The organism is Chromatiales bacterium (assembly GCA_024234935.1).
In the GTDB taxonomy this organism is placed as follows: domain Bacteria; phylum Pseudomonadota; class Gammaproteobacteria; order Steroidobacterales.
This window is the reverse complement of record JACKNI010000003.1, coordinates 127,699-143,603: the sequence shown is the minus strand read 5'-3', so window position 1 is coordinate 143,603 and position 15,905 is coordinate 127,699. Positions and strand designations below refer to the sequence as shown.

The following is a 15,905-nucleotide window of genomic DNA, read 5'->3' as shown; positions in this document are numbered from 1 at the left end:
GCGGGGCTACCATTTCGCGGTGGGGCGGATGTGCGCCATGTATGGAATCCCGAGCCGGTCGAATCCCTCTTCGGTGCCGTATACGACGTCCACTGCATCGCTGCGGGCCGCAAAGTAGAAAAGCGGTGCCGGTGGTCCCTGCCAGCCTTCGGGATTGGTCTCGCTCATGGCGCGTACCAGCTTGATGGCATCCTTCTCATCAAGGGCGGTGAAGACTTTCTTGTATGCGGCCTGACTGGCAGCATCCAGTGCCGCGAGTGCGGGGCGGTAAACGTCGATGTAGGGAGGTGGCACATCGAGATAGCGGATCAGCAGCAGACAATCGGCCGCGTCTGCTGCCAGCTGATGATCGACGAAGTGCGCGATCCCGGCATTGCGTGCGCCGGGCAGCAGGATCTCGCCAAATGCTTCGAGCGTTGCGACTTCAGCGGGCTTGAGTATGCGGACGGGCAGCGCCCTGGCCCGCGCTTCCTGCGGGGTCAGCAGGAGTTCGACGCCGCCCAGCGAAAAGGCGAGCAGCCCGAGGCCGCCAGACTGGAGGAATCGTCGTCTTTGTGTATCCACAATCTGATCCCCGATTTGTCTAAACTGCAACGACAACCTAGAGGCAGCTCGGGAGCTGGTCAAGGGGAGAGCCAATGAAGGACGAAGCGGCAGATGTCGTCATCGTCGGCGCAGGTGCGGCGGGCTGCGTGTATGCAGCCGAGCTTGCGCGGGCCGGCAAGCAGGTGATCGTGCTCGAGGCGGGGCCCGCATGGACGCTGGATGACCTGATCAGTTCGCAGATCTGGGCGCGCCGGCTGAAATGGCGGGGCGCACCGGTCGGCGCGTCTGGCGATCATCCCATCGGGAACAATTTCGGTACGGGCTCCGGGTTCGGCGGCGCAGCCCTGCATCACTACGGAACATGGCCGCGCTTCCTGCCCGAAAACTTCGAAGTGCGGCGCCGGTTCGGAAAGGGGCTGGACTGGCCGGTCAGCTACGACGAAATGCGTCCCTGGTATGACCGCATCCAGGCGGAGATGGGAATCTCCGGTGATGCGAAGGCCGAAATATGGCGCGGGCCCGGAGACCCTTATCCGATGCCCGGTGTGCCGCGCTTCGGACAGGGTGAGGCGCTGGCCAGGGGGTTCGCCAAACTCGGCAAGCCGGTTGCACCGCTGCCGGTGATCGTCAACACCATTCCTTATCGCGGCAGACCGGCCTGCCTGTGGGACGGCTGGTGCGATGCGGGTTGTCCGATCGGCGCGCTGGCGAATCCGCTCGTCACCTGGCTGAAAGCAGCGCGTGAAGCCGGTGTGGAGTTTCGCGCGCACTGCGACGTGAAGCGGGTCCTGACCGACAACCGCGGTCAGGCGACGGGTGTCGAGTACTTCCACCAGGGCGAGCGCCGCGTACAAGCCGCCGATGTGGTAATCCTTGCGGCATCGATCATCGGCAATCCACGCATCCTGCTCAATTCAGCGAGCGATGCACATCCAGCGGGACTTGCAAACGGCAGTGGCCTGGTCGGGCGCTACCTCATGGCCGAGTTCATCGTGCAGGGTTTCGGCTTGTTCAGCGAACAGACCCAGCCCTGGATGGGGATCAGTGCCGGTCAGCTCACCTATCGCGAGGGCTACGTGAATGATGCGCGGCCCGATGCCTTTGGTGGCTATCAGTGGCAGATAGGCCCGGCGATGAAGCCCAACGACCTGCTGGGTATTGCCCTGAGCAAGCCGCAGCTCTTCGGTACGGAACTGCAGCGCTTTCTCGAAGCAGCAAGCCAGCATCTCGGCATGATGATCGGCTTTGGCGGCAGTGTTCCCGACCGCGACAATCGCGTCGAGCTGGATACCCGTCGTGACGCCGAGGGCTATCCGCTGGCGCGCACTGTGCATCGCTATCCGGCGGCGATGCTGGCGTTGTGGAAACACATGCAGGATGAAGCCCGTACTGTTCTCAGTGCGGCGGGTGCCCGGGACTACTGGACATCGTCGGGCATGCCGACAGGACATATCGTGGGCGGAACGATCATGGGTATTGATCCGCGCCAGTCGGTGTGCGACAGCTTCGGGCGGACCCACGAGGTACGCAACCTGATCCTGGCTGGCGCAGGTCTGTTTCCCTGCAGTGGTGGCGTGAGTCCGACCTACACGATTCATGCGGGTGCCCTGCGTTCTGCCACGCAGCTGATCGCCCACTGGGGAGACTATGTGCGCTGACGAAGCTCGAGTGCGCGGGGCCGGCCATCGCCGGTAGCCTGGTACCAGACGGTGTGGTCGTTTTCGATGGCCTGCCAGGCGGCAAGCGGATCAGCAGCGCTGATTTCAAAAGCATCGAAACCACAACGCTGCATGTAGTTGAGCTGTTCCTGCAGCACGTCTCCGACGGCGCGCAGCTCGCCGGCAAATGCATGGCGCTCGCGCAGCATCCGCGCATGCGTATAGGCGCGGCCGTCGCGGAATTTCGGGAACTCCAGGGCCACAACGGCAAAGTGCTGCAATTCGCTGGCCACCAGTGCCGGGGGCTGGTCACTCTGCAGGCGAATGCCGAGCGGCTGGCCACCGGCCAGCAGCGCATCACGGTTGTGCTGCCACTGCGCCAGGCTGACGATCACCGGCCGGTCCACGGGAACGGGCTCCAGATCCCTGGCGTCGGTATAGATGTCCTCGACGAACTGACCGTTGCGGACCAGTGTCATCATGCGACCTCGCGCCGGGGTGCGGCGCCAACGCCATAGACGGCTTCCTGGAATGGCTCGATACCGATGCGGCGACAGGTGTCCAGAAAGCGCTCGTCACCGGAGCGCAGCCGCTTGTAGCATTCGACCAGTGCCTCGATGGCTGCGGGTATCTCGTCTGCCGAAATGGCGCGGCCCAGCCGGTCGCCGAGCGCTGCATCTTCGGCCGATGAGCCACCGAGCGTCAGCTGGTAGAACTCCTGGCCCTTCTTCTCGACGCCGAGAATGCCGATGTGGCCGACATGATGATGGCCGCAGGCATTCATGCAGCCCGAGATATTGATGGTCAGCTCGCCGATATCCTGCAGGCTGGCTGAATCGCTGAAATGGCGGCTGATGTCCTGTGCCACCGGGATGGCCCGCGCGTTGGCAAGTGAGCAGAAATCGAGTCCGGGGCAGGCGACGATATCGGTCAGTGTGCCGATGTTCGGTGTTGCCAGCGAAAGCCCGGCGAGTTCGGTCCAGAGTTCGTAGAGGTCTTTCTGCCGGACGTCGGTGAAGACCAGATTCTGCCGGTGCGAAACCCGCAACTCACCGAGACTGAAACGATCGGCAAGGTCCGCAACGCGGTCCATCTGGTCAGCCGTCAGGTCACCGGGGGCGATTCCTGGTGCCTTGAGCGACAGGTTGACGATGGCATAGCCCGGCGTCCGGTGTTCGACGATATTGGCCTGGCACCATGCATCGAACGCTGGCTCGGCTTTGCGCAGTCTGTGCAGCAAGCCGCTCTCCTCCGGCAGCGTTTCCCAGTCCGGTGGCCGGAAATAGGCGGCGATTCGCGCGACTTCTGCCGCATCAACGCTGAGCAGCGGGCTGGTCCTGATCTGCGCCCATTCCTCCTCGACCAGGCGGCGGAACTCGTCGATGCCGAGCGCGTTCACCTGGATCTTGATGCGGGCCTTGTTCGGGTTGTCGCGCCGTCCGCCGAGGTTGTAGACCCGCAGTATCGCTTCGAGATAGGAAAACAGGTCTTCCTTGGCCAGCCATTCACGGATGGTGAGGCCGACAAAGGGTGTGCGTCCCTGTCCACCGCCGACGATGACTTCAAAGCCGACCACGCCTTCCGCATTGCGCCGCAGGTAAAGACCCACATCGTGAAACTTGACAGCAGCCCGGTCACTGGCCGCGCCGGTGACGGCAATCTTGAACTTGCGCGGCAGATAGCCGAATTCCGGATGCAGGATCGACCACTGGCGGATCAGTTCGCACCAGGGACGCGGATCCTCGATCTCGTCGCGGGCGCGGCCGGCAAACTGGTCGGCAGTGATGTTGCGTACGCAGTTGCCGGAGGACTGCATGGTGTTCATTTCGACTTCGGCCAGTTCCGCCAGAATATCGGGCGCCTCGTCGAGCCTGATCCAGTTGAACTGGATGTTCTGCCGGGTGGTGAAGTGGCCGAAGTTCCGGTCGTAACGCCGCGCGATGAAGGCGAGCTTGCGCAATTGCCGGGATGACAGGCAGCCATAGGGAACGTTGATGCGCAGCATGTAAGCGTGCAGTTGCAGATACAGCCCGTTGGGCAGACGCAGCGGCTTGAACTGGTCCTCGGTGATGTCGCCCGACAGGCGCCGCTCTACCTGCCGCCGGAAGACCGCCACCCGCTCGGCGACCAGGGTGTGATCGAATTCATCGTAGCGATACATCTATGGGCGTTCCTGGAGCAGCTGCTGCGCGCCGGACTGGCCAGCGCTGGTCGGCAGGTCGGTACGCACGGTTGGTCCGCATGCCCGGATGGACTCGCGCCAGTCGGTCGGCCGTCGCTCGCCCGTGCTGGTGTCGACCGAAATCAGGTAGGCCTCCACCACCTGGTTATCGGCTTCAGCCTTGCGACCTGTCTGCAAGAGCCGTTCGGATTCGTCCTTGCCGATTGCCAGCGCACCGAGCTGGATGTTTTCGACCCACTGCTCGCGGGCGCTCAGAAAGACCACGCGCCCATCGGACAGGCGACTGGCAACGACCATTTGTGCGGTGGGCTGCATGCCGGGAAACCCTGGAATTCAAGGCAGCCAGCTTAGCCACGGGTATGGCCGGGGGTTAGACAAATTACTTAGATGTATATGCCCCGTGAATCCGGGCTTTGCGCCCCGGCAAGCCGCTCAGGGCGGTGGTCTGCGGTTGCGGCGCCGGCGCAGGAGTTCGGCGAGCAGGGGCAGAAATGGGAGCAGCGCACCGAAGAGCACGATCGTCCAGTGTATGTAGAGGCCGGTCAGAACCAGAAACAATCCGAGCGCGATGAGCCAGAACCAGCCTGCCAAGCTACTGATTCCACCGGGGAGGCGAAAGAAATCCGGCCCCGGTGACGTGGGGCGAAACCGGGGCCGGGCCGAGGGCAAAGAAAGCCTGGAGGTACCTCATTCCCTTGGCATCCTATCTATAGACCCATCCATTTGACAAAACATCACCCAAAAAGATGACTGACTTGCCCTAACAGGATGTTTCTCATGCGATTTCACCGTTCCTCAGTCATTGATCTCATCGACGGTGGCCTGTCCGGACAGGCGGCGGCGTATATGTGCCCAGGACACGCCAACGGTCAAAACGACCGACACGGCGATCAGCACGATCCAGGTGATGGTTGAGGTGGAGCTGGTCTTGACCACGTCATAGAAGAAGAGCATCCAGACCAGCACCCCGAACAGGGCTGCAACCAGCAGGATGCCCGACATTCCCAGCGACTGCGTTGTGGCCTGCACGAATACCACCCAGCCGATCAGCAAGGCGATCCCGGCCAGGAAATGCAGCGGCCCGAGGCTGCTGGACATGAAGGCATCCTTCGCCCAGTGCAAAAAGGAAAAGCCGGAGGGATTGAAGGTCAGCAATACGATGAGCAGGGCAAACAGCAGCCTCAGCAGCAGGCTGCCAAAGCCAAAACCAGGCTCACCGCTGTTGCCGGCGCTGATCTGATCGGTAGCCATCGGATGCCTCCCGGCTGCTTGAATGCCGGCGCGATTGTAGCCTGAACAACCCCGGTCAGATTTCAGCCAGAATTGTCTCCGCGGCCAGGCAACCGTCTGTCTGCTCCGTGCCGAATATCGCCACCCGCTGTCCTGGCCTGAGATCGCTGAGTTGGCCACGGGTGCTTGAGAAACCGTCGTCGTCGCTCACCAGGAAAATCCCGGCCGCTTCCGCGTTTACGCAACGATCCATCGTGCCATCATTGATCCGCAGCGTTTGCCCGGCAGTGTTCGTCGAGATGATGTCACCCTCGATTGTCGCTTCGCCGACTGGCGCGCCCTCATTGAGAATGATCAGCGGGGAGCGGATGTAATCATCCTGGCCAACGATCAGAATGCTGTCCACCACTGCATTGCGGTCGGCAACGATGTCTGCCGGGCTGAGTTCCAGGCCCGCCCGGTTGAAGATACGGGAACTGTCGTAGATCTGTACAGGCAGTTGTGTGCCTGAGCCGAAGCCCTGTCCGGATGCGATATCCAGTGCAAAGCGATTGCTGCCGTCTGTGCCTGAAGCGGTGATGCCGCGGATTCTGGAATAGGTGCCTAGGGCTCCTTCCTCGATCACATATGCATCCAGTACAAAGGAGTGATCGGTAGCCGACGGGGGGTGGCCGTCGTCTTGCCGGGGTTGCAGGCGTCCGATTACCGTCGCCTGCTCGCCGGGCGCGAGGTCGGCAAAAGTCTCCGGCAGCCCATTCTCCGCAAAGATTCCGGTGGAAATATCCGTGCTGGCCGTAAGGCAACGACGCTCGCCAGAACCTGGCAGTGCGTTGCTGCCATCGCCGTCCCAACGCGATGCAAAGTCCGTCTGGCACAGTTCGAACTTGCCGCTGACCGGGTCTATCCGGCTGATCTCTCCGTGAACACGCGCCAGCCGCCCGTCGGGGCGATCCGTGCGGATATTCAAGAATACCACCGGCCGGAGGATGATCCTGTTGTTGCCCGTCTCGGTAATCTTCAGCGATTTCGCCATGTCAAAATCGAGTTCGACAATGATGATGTCGCCGGGTCCGACCACGAATGAACCCTGCGGGTTCAGGTCTATCTTTCCGTTGCCCACCAGTTGTGGCTGGATACTTTCCAGTACATTGCCGGTTACCGGATCGATGTCATTCAGAACCAGGTCGGAAAGCTGCAGCCGGATCTTGCTGTAGCGGCCGGGTGGCACATTGTCGGAAACAGCGAAAAGTTCGGAGAAATCACCGAGCTTGAGAAGGTCAAGTGTCTGCGAGCCACTGAACAGGGTGACCTGTCCGTTGTCACCAATAAGGCGTACCGAGGTGACGGTTGCGATCGCTTCGTCCCAGCGCCCGACCGGAGCGTCGGTAATGAGCACGCCGACCGTTGCCGGTGTATCCAGCGCGATTCTTGCTGATCCGCCGCCACCGCCGCCACAAGCGGCCAAAGCCAGCAGGCATGCAGCGGTTACTACAGATGCGGCAATATTCTTCATGGTGATACTCGGGGGGAGAGTTCCGCAGATGGGAGCAGTCTAGGTTGAATTCCCGCACCCTTCAAATTCGGTGGTTACGTCAAATCAATCGGTGCCGAGACCGGCGCCTGCCGCACCCTCGAGGTATCGGCTAAGCTCCGCAGATGGCTGAAGAATTGCATTGCTGGCGTTGCGGGGCCTCTTTGGCTGCGTTGCCGCTACCGCTGGGCAGAACCGAAGAATGTGCGTCCTGCCGCAGCCCGTTGCACGTCTGTCGTCTTTGCCGCTACTACGATCGTTCGCGGCCGAAGCAGTGTCGTGAAGACGATGCCGAGGAAGTGCGCGAGAAAGAGCGGCCGAATTTCTGTGATTATTTCAAGCCGCGAGCCGGCGCCTTTGACGCCCGGCAGGCATCGGCCGAGCAGGCCGCGATGGATGCAGCAGCGGCACTGTTCGGGCCGAAAAAACCCTGAGCAGCGGGGATGTGCAGGATCAAGCCATGAAGACGCTGACTGAAACCATCGACCATGCGCTTTGGCGCCGGGACCTCGCTGACAAGCTCTTCCCGGAAAGACTGGTCTGGACCATCGCACGGTATTTCCATGCCGTATTGCGCGACCTGCTGAGCGGGCAACTGACGCTGCGGGCCATGAGTCTCGTTTACACCACGCTGCTGTCGACAGTGCCCTTGCTGGCCCTCAGCTTTTCGGTGATCAAGATATTCGGCGTACACAACCGGCTGCAGCCACAGCTCTACCATCTGATGGAGCCGCTGGGCGCCAAAGGTGCGGAGATAACCGACTGGGTAATCAGGGCGATCGACAATCTCGAAGGCGGCGTGCTCGGCACCGTGTCGCTGGTCTTCCTGATTTACACCGCCATTGCGATGGTGCAGAAGGTCGAGTCCACCTTCAACTACGTCTGGCATGTCACGCGTCCACGCAACCTGGCGCGACGGCTCAGCGAATACATCAGCGTGTTGCTGATCGGACCGGTCGTCATGACCTTTGCACTGGGGCTGATCGCTTCGATCGGCGCGAACTCGATCGTGCAGGCACTCAGGGCCATCGCACCGTTCGGCGCCGCGATCGTGGTGCTGGGTAAAGTGCTGCCCTACATCCTGGTCATCGCGGTATTCACCTTTCTCTACAAGTTCCTGCCAAATGCCACCGTGCGTTTCGGTGCAGCGCTGACCGGTGGTATTGCGGCCGGCATCATGTGGGCGTTTGTGGGCTCGGTGTTTGCATCCGTGGTTGCCCTGTCCGCAAGCCAGGCCGCGATCTACAGTACCTTTACCGTGGCTGTCTCGGCCCTGATCTGGCTCTACGTGAGCTGGCTGATATTGCTGATCGGTGCGCAGATCGCCTTCTATGTACAGAATCCGGTTTTCTTGCGCATCGGGCAGCATGAGCCACGACTTGCCAATGAGCTGCGTGAGCGCATTGCGCTGAATATCATGTACCTGATCGGCATGGCGTTCAGGGCGGGTGATACACGCTGTACGATTGACCGCCTCTCAAGTGCAACGGGTATACCGGCTCCGACACTGGCACCGGTGCTGTCGGAGCTTGAAGGTGCTGCACTGCTCAGTGCTAACGATGACGAAGGGCTGATGCCGGCGCGGGAAATGTCCCGGATCACGCTCGTTGAAATTCTGGCTGCCGTGCGTGCCGGCGGCGATACGGGTGCATTGCAGGCGCCGGTCTGGGCAGGACCTGTGGACCGTATGGCAAACGATGTGCAGGCTGCGATCGAGAAGCTGACCGCAGCCACGACTTTGAGTGCATTTCTGGATCAGCAGGGAGTATCCGGTGCAGTCTGATTCCGGTTTGCGGATGTTTACACCGAAACTGCTGAGCGTTTTTCGCGAAGGTTACGACCTCGGCAAGCTCCGGTGTGATGCGGTTGCGGGTCTTACGGTTGCGATCGTCGCCCTGCCGCTGGCGATGGCACTCGGTATTGCCAGTGGCGCATCGCCCGAGAAGGGGTTGATCACCGCGGTGATTGCCGGGTTACTCATCTCGGCTCTCGGTGGGTCACGCGTACAGATCGGTGGACCGACTGGCGCCTTTGTCGTGGTGATCTTCAACGTCATAGCCCTGCATGGCTTTGACGGGTTGCTGCTTGCGACCCTGCTGGCCGGATTGATACTCATCGTGGCGGGCTATGCCCGGCTCGGCCAGGTCATCAAGTTCATACCGCACCCGGTGATTACGGGTTTTACAGCCGGGATCGCCGTGATCATCGCGTCAAGCCAGGTCCGGGATTTTCTGGGGCTCCGGATTGACAAGGTATCGGCGGACTTTTTCCAGCAATGGGCAGCCTACTGGCATGCGCTCGACAGCATCAACGGGGCGACGCTGGCCATTGGCGCCGCTTCGCTGGCGACGATTATCCTGCTGCGCCGGATTGCGCCGCGGGTTCCAGGGTTCCTGATTGCCGTCGTCGGTGCCTCGGTGGTTGTGACCCTGATGGGCTTGCCGGTCGAGACGATCGGATCGCGCTTCCCGGACATTCAGGGCGGCTTGCCGATGCCGGCGATGCCGGATCTCTCTCTCGAGAAGATCAGGCAGGTATTGCCATCGGCATTCACGATCGCATTTCTGGCCGGTATCGAAGCGCTGCTTTCCGCGGTTGTTGCGGATGGAATGACCGGCACCCGCCACCGGTCCAACCAGGAACTCGTGGGGCAGGGCGTGGCCAACCTCGCGTCGGCGCTGTTCGGTGGATTACCGGCAACGGGCGCGATTGCGCGTACAGCAACCAATATCAAGGCGGGTGGGCTGACGCCGGTTGCCGGCATGCTGCATGCGGTATTTGTCCTGCTCTTCATGCTGTTTGCCTCTGATCTGATGGCCTATGTGCCCATGGCCGCTCTGGCAGCCATCCTGTTTGTGGTGGCCTGGGGAATGAGTGAATACGAGCGGTTCATCGGCCTTTTGCGGATGCCCAACAGTGATCGGGCTGTCCTGCTGCTGACCTTTGGTCTTACGGTGTTCGTGGATCTGACAGTTGCCATCGGTGTGGGCGTCACGCTTGCGTCGCTGCTGTTCATGATGCGCATGAGTGAGTCAGTACAGATCGAGGATGCGCGAAAGATCGTCCCGGATGCCGAACTGGATACCGACGATCTTCAGCAACGGGATTCGCTGCCTGACGGTGTTGAGGTGTTCCGGATCAACGGCCCTTTCTTCTTCGGGGTGGCCGGAGACCTGCTGGATACACTGCGTCGGGTAGGGCAACGCCCGCGCGTGATCATCCTGCGCATGCGGCTGGTGCCACTGCTTGATGCGAGCGGCGTGAAGGCAGTCGGAGAGTTCATCCGGCAGGCCAATGCCGGGGGTACGAGGATCATTCTGTCGGGCGTTCAGTCCCAGCCGGCTGAAATGTTGCGCCGGGCTCATCTGGGCGGCGACGGCGGCACAGTGCGGTTTGCATCCGACTACGCGGCTGCACTGCAGCTTGCACAGGATGTGCCCGACGAGAAATGAACCTGGTCGTATGGCCCGGCGCTGAATGTGTCATGGAACCGGATCATGCTGCTGTCGTCCGGGTATGATGCGGTCTGGATTCCAGTTATCTGGTTGTGACCAGACCCCCTTGCAAGGAGTTGCTCCGCCGTGTCAGAGATCAAATCCAATCGTCTTCTTCCTGTTCTGCTTGCCGCCTGCACCGGGCTGTTGTTGGCCGGCTGTGGCGGGCCCAAGGAGTCGTCGGCGCCGGGCGCCGGGGATATGCCGGTTACGGAGGATGTGGCCGCTGCGGCTGCAGACGCCGATGCCGCTGCGGCGAAAGCTGCGCAGGAGGCGGCACAAGCAGCACAAGAAGCCGAGTTGGCACGCCGTGAGGCCGATATGGCCCTCAAGGAACGGGAAGCTGACCTTGCGCGCCGCGAAAGCCAGCTGGCTGCCCGGCAGAAAGCTGCGCCGCGCCCGGCTGCTGCACCGAAGGTGGCCTCGACTGCCCCGGCCGCAAAGGTGCCTGCTCCGGCACCTGTGCTGAAGACCTACATCGTCCCCGCGGGCACACAGTTGTCGGTCCAGATCATGGCGCCCGTCAGCACGAAGACGGCACTGGTCGGCGATCGCGTCGATGGGCGTCTCACGGCAGATGTCATCGTGGACGGCAAGACGCTGGTCACGACTGGTTCGGCTGTAAGCGGCTCCGTCACTGAAGTCATATCCGGCAGCCGGAAGATTGGCGGTACCCCGACGCTCGGCATAAGCTTCGACACGCTTTCGCTGCCTGATGGCAATGCCGTGGCTATTTCCGGCCGCCTCGTGCAGCAGGGCAAGAGCGATACGGCTCGCGATACGGCCAAGATTGCCGGTGGTGCCCTGGTCGGCGCCGTGATCGGCAACAAGATCGACAAAGGCACCGGCAAGATTGTCGGTGGCATCGTTGGTGGTGCTGCCGGTGCGGCTGTTGCGCAAAGAACCGGTACCGAGGTGGATCTGCCTTCGGGCACCGTGCTCGGATTTCTGCTGGACAATTCGTTTGAGGTGACAGCCAGCCAGGCGACGGCTGACTGATGCTTCAGCGCATGTGAAGTTCGAGGACGTCCTTGTCGGCGAGCTGGTGTTCAGGCCCCACCTGCTGACCGGCGAAAACCTCGCTACCCCAGATCTTGGCGTAACGCAGGCCGGCGGCGATGTCCTTGTGCACGAGACGGGCAACGTCGAGCACCGTTTGTCCGCGCCGCAGTGTGAAAGGGCGATCCATCTCCGCGGGTTTCCCCGGCATCTTCGTATAGACGCGGACGACCTGCAGGGCCTTGAAGAGCCACGGACCCAGCGCCTCGCAGCCGGCGCCGGTGCTTGCCGCGACATGGATGGTCGGAAAATCGAGTTCCAGCAGCTCCATGAGTACCTGGATCTCGCCTTCGGGATCTTCCACGAGGTCAGACTTGTTGGCGACCAGCAATGTCGGCAGCTCGATGCGGAAAGGATCCTCGATGATCTCTTCGCCCGCCTCGTCGAAGACCGGCTCGGGCACCGGTTTCGGGCCGCGCAGGCCTGGCCAGTAGCCGTGCAGGAAAATCTTCTTGTCTGCGAGCTGCCGGATGATGGCCTGGAGATGTTCGGCGCAGCCGGGATCGGCGAGGTCGATGACGAGCAGCGCACCGTCGGCCGGCTGCAGCGAGTTTCCCATCCAGCCCTCGATGTAGTCGCCGGAGATCGGCGGCAGGTCGACGAGCTGAAACCATACGTCCTCGAAACCGAGCATGCCGGGCATCGGCAGCTTGGTCGTGAACGGGTAAGGGCCGATGTCTGCGCGCGATCCGGTGAGTCTTGCATGCAGCTCTGACTTGCCGGCGTTCGGCGCGCCGAGGAGCGCAAGCTGTGCGGCGCCCTCGGGCCGGATCGTATGTACCGGACCCTTCTTCTTGCCGCCCTGCTTGCCGGAGCCCAGCTCTTCGGTGAGTTCCTTGATCCAGCGCTTGATGTCACCCTGCAGGTGGTCAGTGCCCTTGTGCTTCGGAATGGTTCGCAGCATCTCCCTGAGATGCTCGAGGCGTTCTGCGGGCTCGCGGGCAGCGCGATAGGCTTCCTCCGCCTTGCGGTATACGGGAGTCAGGTTTGCGGGCATGAAGCAGGTGCTGGATGTGTGGTCAGGGCGCGCAGTTTAACGTGTCTCCGGATCAAAGACCTGGGATCAGCGACTCGCCACCTTCTCTGGTGCAACGCTCAGCGTCACCCAGCCGTCATCCTGCCAGTCAGACACTTCGACATTCACGCCCATCACTGCGGCCTGTTGCTCGAAGCGGGGCTTGGTCCAGATTTCGTGCAGTTCCTTTTCCGTCATGTTGTGCTGGCCGATGAATCTGGTCACGGCCAGCACATGGCCGTAGGGTGACTTGAAACTGATCTTGCCCGGTTCACGCTTCACGTCCAGAGCCAACTGATAGAAGCAGCTCGTGCGATCAGTCATGGCGACCAGCGCAAGATCCCGGATACCGGTTTCCTGTATGAGCTTTCCGACACGCGTCAGCATCGGCTTCTGCGTGCGGATTTCATTCTCGATCAGTTCCTTGAGCAGGCCGTGATCCTTGGCGAACTGCACATAGTCGAGCGTTATCTTGACCAGCGCATCATTCATCTCGTGCTGATAGGGCTTGCGTACGTTAAGCGTGCGGATAATCGTTGCCACGCCCTGGCCGAGTTCGGCCTCACGCCCGGTGAAATCGTGTTCTGGACCCTTGTCCGCACTGGCTTCGCGGATTGCCTTGGCGACTGCGGCGCCGAGCATCTGCTCCTGGCCTTCGAAGCCGCTCCATTCACCGAACTCGGCTGCACTTTTCGGTGGCGCCCGACGATCACGCTCGGCAGCTTGCGTGACATTGAGGATCAACAGCGTGGCGGCAAGAATTGCGGTACAGCGCAGCGCAATGAACATGGCGAACCCCTCCCCGGGAAATGTTGTCGGCAGGTGAGGGATCCTACAGCAGTGCCGCGGCCAATGCGTCGTCCACCGTTTCCAGCCAGACGAATTCCAGCTGCTGGCGGGCATTTTCCGGTATCTCTTCCAGGTCCTTGCGGTTACGCGCGGGCAGCAGGACGGTGTGAATGCCGGCGCGCAATGCGGCGAGGGTTTTTTCCTTGATGCCGCCTACCGGCAGCACGAGGCCGCGCAGGCTGATCTCGCCGGTCATCGCCAGGTCGCTGCGCACCTTTCGGCCGGTGAGCAGCGAGGCTATCGCCATGAACAGTGCGACGCCCGCACTCGGGCCATCCTTGGGGATTGCGCCGGCCGGCAGATGCACGTGCAGATCGCGCTTCTCGAAGTCAAATAAACCGAGTCCCAGCATTTCAGCACGGGTTTTCACCAGACTGAATGCGGCCTGTGCGCTTTCCTTCATGACATCGCCGAGCTGCCCGGTGAGGATCAGCTGGCCCTTGCCCGGCATGCTCGTTGCCTCGATGAACAAAATGTCGCCGCCGACCGGTGTCCAGGCGAGTCCCGTCGCAACACCGGAGGTGCTGGTGCGGAGTGCGACTTCGGATTCGTACTTGCGTGCACCGAGAATCTCGCGCACAGCAGTTGCATCCACGCTGACTGCGGTTTCCGTGCCTTCCGAAATCCGCACCGCAACATTGCGCAGCACGGCACCGATTTGCCGCTCGAGATTGCGCACGCCCGCCTCGCGCGTGTAATTGGCAACGATTTCGGCGAGCGCGTCGTCGCTCACCGTGACTTGTCCGGTGCCGAGTCCGTTGGCACGCAGCTGCCGGTCGACCAGGTAACGGCGGCCGATTTCCAGTTTCTCTTCCTGCGTATAGCCGGGCAGCTCGATGATTTCCATACGGTCGCGCAGCGGACCCGGGATGGTGTCGAGCACGTTGGCGGTGGCCACGAAGAACACCTTGGAAAGGTCGAACGGGACAGCCAGGTAGTTGTCCCGGAAGCTGGCGTTCTGCTCCGGGTCGAGCACTTCGAGGAGTGCCGACGAAGGATCGCCCTGGAAGCCGGCGCCGAGTTTGTCCATTTCGTCGAGCATGAACACGGGGTTGCGGGTGCCGGCCTTGCGGATCTGCTGGACTATGTTGCCCGGCAGCGCACCGATATAGGTGCGCCGGTGCCCGCGGATCTCGGCCTCGTCGTGCACGCCGCCCAGCGAGGCACGCACGAACTTCAGTCCGAGTGCCCTGGCAATGCTCTGGCCGAGCGAGGTCTTGCCGACACCCGGCGGGCCGACGAAGCACAGTATCGGTGAGCGGCCTTCGGGATTCAGTTTGCGTACGGCAAGATACTCGAGGATGCGCTGCTTGACCTTGCGCAACCCGAAGTGATCCTCGTCCAGCACCTTTCGCGCGTGGGCAATATCGATGGCCTCTGCATCGAGCTTTGACCAGGGTAGCGCGACCAGCCAGTCCAGGTAGGTTCGCACCATGGAGTTCTCGCCGGAGGCTTCGGGCATCCGTTCGAGACGCTTCAGTTCCTTGCGCGCCTGGCTTTCCGCTTCTTCCGGCATCCCGGCTTTGTCGATGGCTTCGCGCAAGGTGTCGAATTCGCCGACGTCCTCGCTGTCACCAAGCTCCTTCTGGATGGTGCGCATCTGCTCGCGCAGATAGAACTCGCGTTGATGACCTTCGAGCTTGTCCTTGGTCTGCTCGTCTACCTGGCGCGACAGTTTCAGCACTTCGAGCTGGTGACTCAGCAGGTCGAGCACGCGATCCAGGCGAGCCTGGACATCAAAGGTCTCTAGTATTTCCTGCTTCTGCCGCGGCTTGATGTCGAGGTATCCGGCCACCAGATCGGCGAGCTGGCCGGGATCGGAGATGCCCTGCACGATTGCGCCGAGTTCCGGCATGGCCTGTGGCAGGAGTGCGATGGCCTCAAGGGCGCGCTCACGAAGGATCAGCAGCCGTGCTTCGAGCGCCGTGCTTTCAGTGCGATGCTCCGCCAGCTTGTCGAAACGGGCGGCGAGAAAGGGCAGACCCTGCAGATAGTCGACCGTGCGGAACCGCTCCTCGCCCTGGCAGACGACATGCTGCGTACCGTCACGTGCAGTGAAATAGCGGATGACGCGCGCAATGGTACCGACCGGATACAAGTCGTCCGGCCCCGGTTCGTCGACAGAAGGGTCACGCTGCATCACGAGACCGATGGGCCGGCCACTGCTGGCCGCTTCTTCGGCGGCAGCGAGGGAAACGCGACGCCCGATGGTCAGTGGAATGACAGCGCCAGGAAACACCACCGTATTGCGTATCGGCAGAATGATCAGCACATCGTCGGGCACGCTGTTCTGGTTGCCGGTCGCGGCGCCTTCATGGATGTTTTCGTTCTCGCTCATGCG

15 protein-coding genes are annotated in these 15,905 nt (G+C 61.8%); 5 read left to right on the top strand and 10 right to left on the bottom strand.

Annotation, left to right across the window (positions count from 1 at the left end; genetic code table 11):
- Positions 1–6: 6 nt before the first annotated feature.
- Positions 7–564, bottom strand: coding sequence for a gluconate 2-dehydrogenase subunit 3 family protein (locus tag H6979_09170; GenBank protein ID MCP5140014.1), 558 nt, complete (start codon positions 562–564; stop codon positions 7–9).
- Positions 565–638: 74 nt separating this feature from the next.
- On the opposite strand from H6979_09170, the gene H6979_09165 reads away from it, so the two are divergent.
- Entirely contained in the window at positions 639–2,204 is a 1,566-nt protein-coding gene (locus H6979_09165) for a GMC family oxidoreductase (GenBank protein ID MCP5140013.1), read from the top strand.
- Here H6979_09165 and H6979_09160 read toward each other — a convergent pair.
- The 6 genes from H6979_09160 to H6979_09135 all read right to left on the bottom strand — a co-directional run bounded on the left by H6979_09160 (position 2,192) and on the right by H6979_09135 (position 7,129).
- Entirely contained in the window at positions 2,192–2,686 is a 495-nt protein-coding gene (locus H6979_09160) for a DUF934 domain-containing protein (GenBank protein MCP5140012.1), read from the bottom strand. The two genes, H6979_09165 and H6979_09160, sit on opposite strands and share 13 nt — an antisense overlap.
- Entirely contained in the window at positions 2,683–4,365 is a 1,683-nt protein-coding gene (locus H6979_09155; GenBank protein MCP5140011.1) for a nitrite/sulfite reductase, read from the bottom strand. The genes H6979_09160 and H6979_09155 overlap by 4 nt, the downstream gene beginning before the upstream one ends.
- Complete coding sequence (locus H6979_09150) at positions 4,366–4,701, bottom strand: DUF2849 domain-containing protein (protein MCP5140010.1); 336 nt, start codon at positions 4,699–4,701, stop codon at positions 4,366–4,368.
- A 117-nt stretch (positions 4,702–4,818) separates the two neighbouring features.
- A complete protein-coding gene (locus tag H6979_09145) occupies positions 4,819–4,977 on the bottom strand; it encodes a hypothetical protein (GenBank protein ID MCP5140009.1) in 159 nt (52 codons plus the stop codon).
- Between the two features lie 204 nt (positions 4,978–5,181).
- Positions 5,182–5,577, bottom strand: coding sequence for a hypothetical protein (locus tag H6979_09140; protein MCP5140008.1), 396 nt, complete (start codon positions 5,575–5,577; stop codon positions 5,182–5,184).
- Between the two features lie 115 nt (positions 5,578–5,692).
- Positions 5,693–7,129 carry a DUF4382 domain-containing protein gene (locus H6979_09135; protein MCP5140007.1) on the bottom strand — a complete coding sequence of 479 codons (1,437 nt, stop codon included), beginning with the start codon at positions 7,127–7,129 and terminating at the stop codon, positions 5,693–5,695.
- 143 nt (positions 7,130–7,272) lie between these two features.
- Between H6979_09135 and H6979_09130 the strand changes: the two genes are divergently transcribed.
- The 4 genes from H6979_09130 (at position 7,273) to H6979_09115 (ending at position 11,640) form a co-directional block, all read left to right on the top strand.
- Positions 7,273–7,581, top strand: a complete 309-nt coding sequence (locus tag H6979_09130; protein MCP5140006.1) for a hypothetical protein — start codon at positions 7,273–7,275, stop codon at positions 7,579–7,581.
- A 26-nt stretch (positions 7,582–7,607) separates the two neighbouring features.
- Positions 7,608–8,930 (top strand): YihY family inner membrane protein, encoded by a 1,323-nt coding sequence (locus H6979_09125; GenBank protein MCP5140005.1) that lies wholly within the window; start codon positions 7,608–7,610, stop codon positions 8,928–8,930.
- A gap of 13 nt (positions 8,931–8,943) precedes the next feature.
- Complete coding sequence (gene sulP / locus H6979_09120; GenBank protein MCP5140004.1) at positions 8,944–10,599, top strand: sulfate permease; 1,656 nt, start codon at positions 8,944–8,946, stop codon at positions 10,597–10,599.
- A 243-nt stretch (positions 10,600–10,842) separates the two neighbouring features.
- Entirely contained in the window at positions 10,843–11,640 is a 798-nt protein-coding gene (locus H6979_09115; GenBank protein MCP5140003.1) for a glycine zipper 2TM domain-containing protein, read from the top strand.
- A 4-nt stretch (positions 11,641–11,644) separates the two neighbouring features.
- Here H6979_09115 and H6979_09110 read toward each other — a convergent pair whose 3' ends face one another.
- The 3 genes from H6979_09110 to lon all read right to left on the bottom strand — a co-directional run bounded on the left by H6979_09110 (position 11,645) and on the right by lon (position 15,902).
- Entirely contained in the window at positions 11,645–12,697 is a 1,053-nt protein-coding gene (locus tag H6979_09110; GenBank protein ID MCP5140002.1) for a TGS domain-containing protein, read from the bottom strand.
- 66 nt (positions 12,698–12,763) lie between these two features.
- Positions 12,764–13,504 carry a hypothetical protein gene (locus H6979_09105; protein ID MCP5140001.1) on the bottom strand — a complete coding sequence of 247 codons (741 nt, stop codon included), beginning with the start codon at positions 13,502–13,504 and terminating at the stop codon, positions 12,764–12,766.
- Positions 13,505–13,547: 43 nt separating this feature from the next.
- On the bottom strand, positions 13,548–15,902 hold the full coding sequence (lon, locus tag H6979_09100; protein ID MCP5140000.1) for an endopeptidase La: 2,355 nt from the start codon (positions 15,900–15,902) through the stop codon (positions 13,548–13,550).
- Positions 15,903–15,905 lie beyond the last annotated feature (3 nt).

What these genes read in the sequence shown, in the direction of transcription:
- H6979_09165 (MCP5140013.1), top strand. Translation starts at nt 639, where the DNA reads ATGAAGGACGAAGCGGCAGATGTCGTCATCGTCGGCGCAGGTGCGGCG.
- H6979_09160 (MCP5140012.1), bottom strand. Translation starts at nt 2,686, where the DNA reads ATGATGACACTGGTCCGCAACGGTCAGTTCGTCGAGGACATCTATACC.
- H6979_09155 (MCP5140011.1), bottom strand. Translation starts at nt 4,365, where the DNA reads ATGTATCGCTACGATGAATTCGATCACACCCTGGTCGCCGAGCGGGTG.
- H6979_09150 (MCP5140010.1), bottom strand. Translation starts at nt 4,701, where the DNA reads ATGCAGCCCACCGCACAAATGGTCGTTGCCAGTCGCCTGTCCGATGGG.
- H6979_09135 (MCP5140007.1), bottom strand. Translation starts at nt 7,129, where the DNA reads ATGAAGAATATTGCCGCATCTGTAGTAACCGCTGCATGCCTGCTGGCT.
- H6979_09130 (MCP5140006.1), top strand. Translation starts at nt 7,273, where the DNA reads ATGGCTGAAGAATTGCATTGCTGGCGTTGCGGGGCCTCTTTGGCTGCG.
- H6979_09125 (MCP5140005.1), top strand. Translation starts at nt 7,608, where the DNA reads ATGAAGACGCTGACTGAAACCATCGACCATGCGCTTTGGCGCCGGGAC.
- sulP (MCP5140004.1), top strand. Translation starts at nt 8,944, where the DNA reads ATGTTTACACCGAAACTGCTGAGCGTTTTTCGCGAAGGTTACGACCTC.
- H6979_09115 (MCP5140003.1), top strand. Translation starts at nt 10,843, where the DNA reads ATGCCGGTTACGGAGGATGTGGCCGCTGCGGCTGCAGACGCCGATGCC.
- H6979_09110 (MCP5140002.1), bottom strand. Translation starts at nt 12,697, where the DNA reads ATGCCCGCAAACCTGACTCCCGTATACCGCAAGGCGGAGGAAGCCTAT.
- H6979_09105 (MCP5140001.1), bottom strand. Translation starts at nt 13,504, where the DNA reads ATGTTCATTGCGCTGCGCTGTACCGCAATTCTTGCCGCCACGCTGTTG.
- lon (MCP5140000.1), bottom strand. Translation starts at nt 15,902, where the DNA reads ATGAGCGAGAACGAAAACATCCATGAAGGCGCCGCGACCGGCAACCAG.